Genomic DNA, 8,265 nt, shown 5'->3' with positions numbered 1-8,265 from the left:
TGCAGCGCCTGGACGACGCGTTCACCAAGTACAACAACACCAAGTAGCGCCCGATCAGGCGCAGGCCGTGCGGAACCGGTCGCGGTAGGCCTTCGGGCTGATGCCGAGGTGACTGAGGAACGCCCGGCGCAGCGTCTCGGTGCTGCCGAAGCCCGCCACGCCGGCGGTCTCGGCGACGGAGCGGCCGTCTTCGATGGCGGCGCGGGCGAAGTCGACCCGCACCGATTCCACGTAGCGCGCCGGCGTCGTGCCCAGCTCCGTCTTGAACAGCCGGGTCAGCTGCCGGGTGCTCAACGCCGCCCGCGCCGCGAGCTTCGCGACGCCGTGGTCGGCGGCGGGGTCGGCGGCGATCGCGTCGGTGACCGCGCGCAGCGGTGACTGCGGCGGGGGTTCGGCCTCGACGAGCACCGAAAACTGCGACTGGCCGCCGGCACGTTTGAGATACACCACCAGCCAGCGCGCCACGTCGCGCACCAGGTCCCGCCCGTGATCCATCTCGACCAGCGCCAAGGCCAGGTCGATGCCCGAGGAGATGCCCGCCGAGGTGAAGACATCACCGTCGCGGACGAAGATCGCGTCCGGCTCCACGGTGACGTCGGCGAAGGCGCGGGCCAGCGAGCGGGCGTTGTTCCAGTGTGTGGTCGCGCGCCGGCCGCGCAGCAGCCCGGCCTGCGCCAGGATGAACGAGCCCGTGCAGATGGACGCCATCCGCCGGCTGCGCCCCGCGATCGCGCGGACGGCCTCGACGAGCGCCGGGTCGGTCGGGCGGGCGGGCAGGGCGTCGCTGCCGGCCACCAGGACGGTGTCGGCGGACTCGATCGCCGAAAGGCGGTCGGTCACACCCAATGTCGTGCCGATGGACGATGTCACGTCGCGGCCGTCGACCGAGGCGATTCTGAGCCGGTAGTCGGCGCCGAACCGGTTCGCCTCGACGAACACCTCCCCGGCCCCCGCGACGTCCAACAGCGTCACGTCGTCGAAGACGACGATCACCACCACTCGCGCTGCCATGCACCCATTATGTCGGTTTCTGTGGTGAAGACGGCCGAAACGGACACGGTCGGGCGGGCCGCGCGGCCGCATGCTTGGTGATACCACCACACCAAGGAGGCAAGCCATGACCACCAGCTCGATCGACACCGTCGCCGGCATCCGAGTACCCGACACCGCGCTGGCGCGCGAGGCGACCGAATTCATCCGCGACGCCGAGGACGACCTGCTGTTCCACCACTCGCGGCGGGTGTTCTTCTTCGGCGCCCTGCAGGGCGAGCGGCGCGGGCTGCGGCCCGACCTGGAGCTGCTGTACGTCGGGGCCATGTTCCACGACATCGGCCTCACCGAGCGCTACCGCGACTCCGCCATCCGGTTCGAGGTCGACGGGGCCAACGCGGCGCGCGATTTCCTGGCAAGCCACGGTATCGAACCGGCCGCCGCCGAGAAGGTGTGGCTCGGCATTGCCCTGCACACCACCCCCGGCGTGCCGGAGTTCCTTTCGCCCGAGACCGCCCTGGTTCAAGCGGGCGTCGAGGTCGACGTCATCGGTCTGGGCCGCGAGCACCTGGATCCCGAGGCGCTGGCCGCGGTGACCGCCGCGCACCCCCGACCGGATTTCAAGAACCGCATCCTGGCGGCGTTCAACGACGGCATGAAGCACCGCCCGGACACCACCTTCGGCACCATGAACGACGACGTGCTGGCGCACTTCGACCCCACCTTCCAGCGCGTCGACTTCGTCGACACGATCCTGAACAACAGCTGGCCGGAATGACGAAAGGGATTGACCGATGGACGTTTACGAGGCTTTGTACACCACCCGGATGATGCGGCGGTTGCGGCCGGACCCCATCCCGTTGCAGACCCAGGCCCGCATCCTCGATGCGGCCGTGCGCGCCCCGAACGGGGGCAACACCCAGCGCTGGCACTTCGTGGCGGTGGACGACAAAGAGCTCATCGGCGAATTCGCCGGCCTGTTCCGGCAGGCCCGCGCCATGGAGTACGAGAAGTTTAAGGCCGGGGCCGGGCCGATGGTCGCGACGGCGCCCGGGGCGGACCCGGCCGCGCATGCCGAGACGATGCGGCGCATGCAAGGTTCGGGGAACTACCTGGCCGATCATTTCGAAGAGATCCCGTTGCTGCTCTTCGTCTTCGCCATCGACGACCTCGGGGGCGCCAACATCTATCCCGCCATCTGGAGTGCGTTGCTCGCCGCCCGCGCCGAGGGGGTCGGTGGCGTCATGACGATGGTGCTGCGCAACTTCGAAGACAAGGTCGACGAGTTGCTGGGCGTGCCCGTCGAGCAAGGCTGGACGATGTCGGCCATGCTGGCGTTGGGTTACCCGCGGGGCAAGTGGGGTGTTGCGGCGAATCGCCATCCCGTGCACCAGGTTTCGTCTCGCAATGGCTGGGGCAAGCCGTTCGGTGTCGAGGTCCCGCAGCCGCTGTGGCCCGCCCAAGAAGCGGTGCCGACCGAGGCGGTGTCGGTGGCATGACCGAGATCGGGGTCAGCGTGGTGCGGCCGGGGGAGGGCGAGCGGGTCGCCCTCCCCGGATTCGGGGCGGTGTTCAAGCTGTCCGGCACCAGCAACGGCGGCGAGGTGTCCATCGTCGAGCACCCGTTCGAGGTCGGCCTGCTCACCGCGGCGCACCGGCACACCCGCGAGGACGAGCACTCGATCGTGCTGGCGGGCGAGATCGGCTTCCGCTCCGACGACACCGAGGTGGTCCTGGGGCCGGGCGGCTACATCACCAAGCCCCGCGGGCAGATGCACGCCATGTGGAACGCCGGCAGCGAGCCGGGCCGCATCGTCGAGATCATCACCCCAGGCGGCTTCGAGAACTACTTTCGCGAGCTGGGCGAGCTGCTGCTCGAGCACCCGCTCAGCGCGGGCTTGCACGAGTCGCCGGACTTCGTCGCGCTCGCCGACAAGTACGGGTTGACCTACGGATCACCGCCCTGGATGGACGACGTCGCGAGGCGCTACGGGCTGCGGCCGCCGTCGCACTAACTGAGCGGGAGTTGCGCTCTCGTGTCGCGGGTGCTCGCGCCCTCGCGTCGCGGGCGTCGTGCCCTCGTGGTGCGCCGAGATTGCCGCCATGGTCGCGATCGGGGCCCGGCCGCAGCCATGGCGGCAATCTCGCCGTCGCAACGCCCTGACCGCGCGATTTGGTCGCCGTGATGCCGGTTCGGTAACCTGGCATTCACCAACGCGGGGTGGAGCAGCTCGGTAGCTCGCTGGGCTCATAACCCAGAGGTCGCAGGTTCGAATCCTGTCCCCGCTACCAGCGGAAATGGCCCTCGGAGATTTCTCCGGGGCCATTTTCATGCCCGGCGGATAAATCGGGGGACCGGCGAAGTCGCCGGAGCCGCAGCTCAGCGACCGAGGTGGTCCAGCAGGTGCCTGGTCCAGGCCTCGGGCGCCTCCAACGGGCTGAAATGGCCGCAACCGTCCAGGTATTCGAGGGTGAAGTCCGCGTAGAAGTCGTCCAGGGTGTCGCTCCAGGCCTGGGGGAACAGCGGGTCCTGGTCGGGCCACAAGATGGTGATCGGCTTGGCAAACCTGTCCTCGCGCGCCGGCGTCGTCTCGTTGGCGTAGTAGGTGATCGGGTTGCCTTCGGGGTTGCGAAACCACAGCACGCCGGCCAGGAACGCCCCGGGAGCCGAGTGGTTTTCGGTGAGGTGGTCCAGGAGCTCGTCTGCGACGGTCGATCCGGGCGCCGACCACTTCACCAAGTTCTCCTTCAGGGCCGCGCGGACGGCGTCGGGCTTGCCGTCGATGAGCTGTTCGACCAGCTCGGACTTGTAGAAGATGGCGTGCAGGAACGCGTTCACGGCGTCCTCCTCGAGGATCCGCCGCCCGACCCCCAGCGTGGGCGGTGCGATGACCAGGGATCGCACCAAATCGGGCCGCGTCACCGCGATCGTCTGGGCGGTGAAGCTGCCGACGTCGTACCCGCCGAACACGGCGTTGTCGATTCCGAGATCGTCGAGCAGCGCGACGACGGCGCCGGCCTGGCGACTGAGGGCGTAGGCGCTCGGGTCGTGCACGTGCTTGTCGGACTTGCCGTAGCCACGCAAGTCGATCGCGGTGACGTCGGCTCTGGTCGCGAGCTGCGGGACGATCTTGGCGTACTCGCGGTGGTCACCGGGGTTGCCGTGGATCAGCACGACCGGGACACCCTGTCCGGAGCGCTCGTAATAGAGCGTGAAGCCCTCGAAATCGGAGGAATAGGGCACGGTGCTCCCCCCCGTCAGCCAACGGGTTCGTCAGGAACCGGTTCCGACTCCCCTCCGTGATCGTAAAGCCGCTCGGTAGCCCGGTGCGCGAATGTGACGGGCGCGAGAAGCCCGCAGAGCATGCCGCCAGGTCCGACGCCGCCGCGGTGAAAGCTTGGGCTACCCGGCCATCGCGTCCGCGGGGAAACACATCGATGAGCACCTCATCCATGCAGAAGCGCTCCGAGGATTCCTCCGGAGGTCCGGGGCTCGAAGCGTGTCTCGGCGATGAATTCGCGCAGGCGCAGCACCATTGCCTCTGGTTGTTCATCGCCGAGACAGGCGGTATTAGCAAAACCGCTATCTCTTAGCTGGCTAACCCTTACATTACTCAGCCCGCGATGGTTGGATTCTGTTAAGCGCGAAGGACTCCACGAGCGCGGCGCGCAAGTGAAAGGTCGTTACGTGACACAGGATCCCGTGCCGTTGTCCGTCAACTGGTCGGCGGCTTTCAAGGACCCCGCGGCGTTCGCGGCACTGCTCGCCGAGGACGTGGTCTTGGAGGCGTCGGCCATCCGCGAACCGGCCGTCGGGCGAAAAGCCGTGCAAGCCATCATGACTGCGGGAAGCCGGCTGTACCGTGAGATCGTGTTCCGCAATCCGGCGACCACCGGGGCCACGACCTACAGCGAATGGCGCGCGGTGTCCGTCGACGGCGCGACGGTCTACGAGGGCGTCACGGTGCTCACCCGCGACAGCGCGGGCGCCGTCAAGCGCGTCGCGATCCATCACCGCCCGTTGGGTGCGCTGCTGCGGTTCTCCGCTGAGATGGCGCAAAGCTTGCGGGGCGTCTTGCCCGTCGAGGTGTTCTACACCGATGCGCGGGCGCATCAATGCCCGCGGGAGCCTTCAAACCCGAGAAGCGGACACTGAGTCCCTACCGGCTCAGCACCGCTTCAATGGCGCTGATCACCTCGGGGGCGTCGGGCTCGGTGCGGGGGCGGAAACGGTTGACCACCTCACCGCCCGGGGCCACCAAAAACTTCTCGAAGTTCCACTGGATGTCGCCGGCCTCGCCACCGGCGTCGGGGGCCTTGGTCAGCTCGGCGTACAACGGGTGCCGGTCGGCGCCGTTGACGTCGGTCTTGGCCAGCAGCGGGAACGTCACGCCGTAGGTGGTCGAGCAGAACTCCTGGATCTCTTCGGCCGAGCCCGGCTCCTGGCCCATGAACTGGTTGCACGGCACCCCGACGACGGTCAGGCCGCGGTCGCGGTAATCCTTCGCGAGCTTCTCCAGTGCCGTGTACTGCGGGGTGAGGCCACACTTGGAGGCGACGTTGACGACGAGCGTTGCGCCGCCGGACAATTCGGCCAGCGTGGTGGCCTTGCCGTCGAGGGTGGTCAGGGCGATGTCGTTGAGGGTCACGCTACGACGCTAACCCGTCAGATCGGCACCACGAATTGGGAGGTGTAGTACTCCTGCGGGCTCTGCGAGTGCGGGTTGGGGCGGCTGACATTCACCCACGCTCCCGTGGCGCCGGGCTGGATGCCGTTTTGCAGCGTGACGTGCGCCTGACCGGCCCCGTCGAGGTCCAGGGCCGCCGACACCACGCCCGGGTCGCCGGGGCCGCAGGTCGCCGCGGATGAGCGTGGCAGCTGGACCAGGGACACGTCGTAGTGGCTCCCGGGCTGGTCGGTGTTGACCAGGTGCACGTCGGCGACCACGGTGCCGCCGCTGACCCGGATGACGGTCTCGCCCGACGCGTAGCCCGTCCGCGGCGTCTGCGGGCTGAAGGCGCTCTGACCGAAGTCGCAGCGCCGCAACACCGAACTCAGCGGCACGAACGTGGTGGCGTCGGCGGCCGCGTCCGGGGCCATCAGGCTCGGGGCGACCAGCAGCGCCAGGCCCGCGCCGGCCTTCAGGGTTGCGTGCATTGTGTGCCGCCTCTTAGTGGTGGGGTGGTCGGGGTAGCAGGTTTGCCCGCGCACGCCGGTTCAAACCGCCGGGCGTCAGAGCCAACCGGTGCGCGCGGCGGCCACCGGCTCGGGTGGGGCGGGCGCCAGCTCACCGTCGCGGACGCCGTCGAGCAACCGCTTCACGGCAGCGACGATCTCCGGGGCCGCCGCGGCGAGGCCGGCCTTGTCGGCGTCGCTGACCTCGTCGGGGTCGACGCCGGCCCGGCTCAGCACGGCGGCCGGGTCGGCCAGCTCACCGGCGAGCCAGGACACCGGGTCGGCCGACAGCTCGGGCACGAAGTGGCGACGCCCGGGCTCCCAGCCGTTGAAGCGCGGGTGGTGGTGCGCGCGGTCCAGCGTTCCCGGCGGGCTCTCCGTGGACCCGAACAGGTCGACCCGCCAGACGGGACGCGCGAACGAGATCGGAATGCCCGCGTAGATCGAGCCGTGCGGCTCGGCGCGGTCGACAAGCCGAAGTTCCAGGCGGACGCCCCGTTCCGGGGTCTCCTGACCCTCGTTGGGGGAGGGGTCGACGAAGAACATGTCCCCGACCACGACGCCCAGGGTCTCGAATCCGAATGCTGCGAGCATGGCCTGCCTTTCCGTGAGCCTCTCACCGAGGGTAGACCCGCGTCCGGCCCGGGGCGAATTGCGCCCGGCCCGACCGCTTTTCGCTCAACCAGAATCAATCGGCGGACAGGTCGCGCGAGCGTTTCTCGGCGTACATGTGCTCGTCCGCCAGCCGCATCAGATCCTGCTCCTCGGCGGCGATCCCGGCGCTGAACCCGACGGGCTCACCGACCGCCGCCCAGGTGTGGCGCAGCCGTTCCAGGACGTGCCCGGCGGCGGCCCGGTCGGCGCCGACGAGCAGGATCAAAAATTCGTCGCCGCCGATGCGGAACACCAGGTCCCCGTCGCGCACCGCGCGGCGCAGCGCACCGGCAAACGCCACCAGCACCTCGTCGCCCGCGGCGTGCCCGTGAGTGTCGTTGTAGCGCTTGAAGTTATCGAGGTCGATCAGCACGACGGCGGACCCGTTGGCGTGCGCCGACAGCTGCGGCCCGAGCGTGCTCCGGTCGAGCAACTGGGTCAGGGCGTCGGTGTGCGCGATCTTGCGCAGCAACGCGCTCTGCTCTTCGAGGCGGGCCACCAGCCAGGCCGGGACCTCGGCCACCAGGACCCACATGGTGGCGGCCAGCACCAGGGTCACCGCGTCGTGGGTGAGGTGCTTGTGCCCGCCGACGGCGAGGGCGGCCACGCCCAGCGGCACCATCGCCAGCGAGCGCCAGCGCGGGCAGGTCAGGCCGATGTAGGCGAACGTGATCGTGATGGCGCCGGGCAGCTCCCGCGTGGCGCCGACCGCCAGGGCGCCGGTAAGCGTCGTGACGGCCAACGACGCCACCGGCCAGCAGATGAGCAGGCCGCGCCGGCTCTGCCAGCCGCGAACCCGCCCGACCAGCGCGACGGTGCCGGCCGCGACGGCGACGGCGCCGAGAAACCAGTACACCCGCGAATCCACCGGGGCGGCATCGAAGTGGGCCTTCGCCGCGTAGAGGGCGAGCAGCCACAGCAGCGCCGCGAGGCCGATCGCGTGCCAGCGCCCGGGCGACGGCTGCGACGCGACGTGGCTCGACACCCGCTCAGAATAAGGTCGGCCGCCGCCCGTCGTGGGAAGTCGCGACAGCAAAGCGATTCCGATTGTGCGAACGCCGGTTCGCACAACCCCTGCCCGTCGAGGTACATTCTTCGCGGCTCGGCATTGCACCTGGGTGCACAGCCGCCGGATACCGATGTCGAGTCGGGCTATCGATCCGCCGCAGCATCGGGATGCGCGCGGCGCCGACGCAAGGGGCAACGCTGACAATGTCCGAACGAACGCCGTCGGCGAGCCCGCTGCAGATCAACGACCAGCGAATCCCGCCGTACAAGTGGATCGCCGTCGGGGTGCTGGTCGTCTGCCTGGTTCTCGGCGGCCTGGTGTACGCGCAATTCCGTGGTGAGTTCACTCCCACCACCCAGGTGACGATGCTGGCCGCGCGGGCGGGGTTGGTGATGGATCCGGGGTCGAAGGTGACCTATAACGGGGTGGAGATCGGT

General features: G+C 69.2%; 10 protein-coding genes, 1 tRNA gene and 1 pseudogene. 6 read left to right on the top strand and 6 right to left on the bottom strand.

Going from position 1 to position 8,265, the window contains the following annotated elements; translation table 11 throughout:
- Positions 1-54 precede the first annotated feature (54 nt).
- Entirely contained in the window at positions 55-1,011 is a 957-nt protein-coding gene (locus A5700_RS07345) for a GlxA family transcriptional regulator (protein ID WP_197502797.1), read from the bottom strand.
- Positions 1,012-1,117: 106 nt separating this feature from the next.
- Between A5700_RS07345 and A5700_RS07340 the strand changes: the two genes are divergently transcribed.
- The 4 genes from A5700_RS07340 to A5700_RS07325 all read left to right on the top strand — a co-directional run bounded on the left by A5700_RS07340 (position 1,118) and on the right by A5700_RS07325 (position 3,281).
- Positions 1,118-1,768 carry an HD domain-containing protein gene (locus A5700_RS07340; protein ID WP_068068729.1) on the top strand — a complete coding sequence of 217 codons (651 nt, stop codon included), beginning with the start codon at positions 1,118-1,120 and terminating at the stop codon, positions 1,766-1,768.
- Between the two features lie 16 nt (positions 1,769-1,784).
- Complete coding sequence (locus A5700_RS07335) at positions 1,785-2,489, top strand: nitroreductase family protein (RefSeq protein ID WP_068068733.1); 705 nt, start codon at positions 1,785-1,787, stop codon at positions 2,487-2,489.
- Positions 2,486-3,004 (top strand): cupin domain-containing protein, encoded by a 519-nt coding sequence (locus A5700_RS07330; protein WP_068068736.1) that lies wholly within the window; start codon positions 2,486-2,488, stop codon positions 3,002-3,004. The genes A5700_RS07335 and A5700_RS07330 overlap by 4 nt, the downstream gene beginning before the upstream one ends.
- A gap of 200 nt (positions 3,005-3,204) precedes the next feature.
- A tRNA-Met gene (locus A5700_RS07325) sits at positions 3,205-3,281 on the top strand.
- 88 nt (positions 3,282-3,369) lie between these two features.
- On the opposite strand, the gene A5700_RS07320 is transcribed toward A5700_RS07325, so the two are convergent.
- A complete protein-coding gene (locus A5700_RS07320) occupies positions 3,370-4,233 on the bottom strand; it encodes an alpha/beta fold hydrolase (protein WP_068068739.1) in 864 nt (287 codons plus the stop codon).
- A gap of 444 nt (positions 4,234-4,677) precedes the next feature.
- Between A5700_RS07320 and A5700_RS07315 the strand changes: the two genes are divergently transcribed.
- Positions 4,678-5,145, top strand: a complete 468-nt coding sequence (locus tag A5700_RS07315) for a nuclear transport factor 2 family protein (protein WP_156671117.1) — start codon at positions 4,678-4,680, stop codon at positions 5,143-5,145.
- A gap of 4 nt (positions 5,146-5,149) precedes the next feature.
- Here the strand turns inward: A5700_RS07315 and A5700_RS07310 are convergent, their stop codons facing one another.
- The 4 genes from A5700_RS07310 to A5700_RS27285 all read right to left on the bottom strand — a co-directional run bounded on the left by A5700_RS07310 (position 5,150) and on the right by A5700_RS27285 (position 7,804).
- Positions 5,150-5,638 carry a glutathione peroxidase gene (locus A5700_RS07310; RefSeq protein ID WP_068068745.1) on the bottom strand — a complete coding sequence of 163 codons (489 nt, stop codon included), beginning with the start codon at positions 5,636-5,638 and terminating at the stop codon, positions 5,150-5,152.
- A gap of 17 nt (positions 5,639-5,655) precedes the next feature.
- Positions 5,656-6,147 carry a hypothetical protein gene (locus tag A5700_RS26895; protein WP_068068748.1) on the bottom strand — a complete coding sequence of 164 codons (492 nt, stop codon included), beginning with the start codon at positions 6,145-6,147 and terminating at the stop codon, positions 5,656-5,658.
- 75 nt (positions 6,148-6,222) lie between these two features.
- Positions 6,223-6,759, bottom strand: coding sequence for a hypothetical protein (locus A5700_RS07300; RefSeq protein WP_068068751.1), 537 nt, complete (start codon positions 6,757-6,759; stop codon positions 6,223-6,225).
- 94 nt (positions 6,760-6,853) lie between these two features.
- Positions 6,854-7,804 carry a diguanylate cyclase gene (locus A5700_RS27285; protein ID WP_068068754.1) on the bottom strand — a complete coding sequence of 317 codons (951 nt, stop codon included), beginning with the start codon at positions 7,802-7,804 and terminating at the stop codon, positions 6,854-6,856.
- A 227-nt stretch (positions 7,805-8,031) separates the two neighbouring features.
- On the opposite strand from A5700_RS27285, the pseudogene A5700_RS07290 reads away from it, so the two are divergent.
- Positions 8,032-8,265, top strand: a pseudogene (locus A5700_RS07290) (MCE-family protein MCE1A); the annotation flags it as partial.

This window comes from Mycobacterium sp. E1214, assembly GCF_001666755.1.
Taxonomy (GTDB): domain Bacteria; phylum Actinomycetota; class Actinomycetes; order Mycobacteriales; family Mycobacteriaceae; genus Mycobacterium.
Note: the sequence above shows the minus strand (reverse complement) of the source record. Positions and strands in the feature narration are given on the sequence as shown.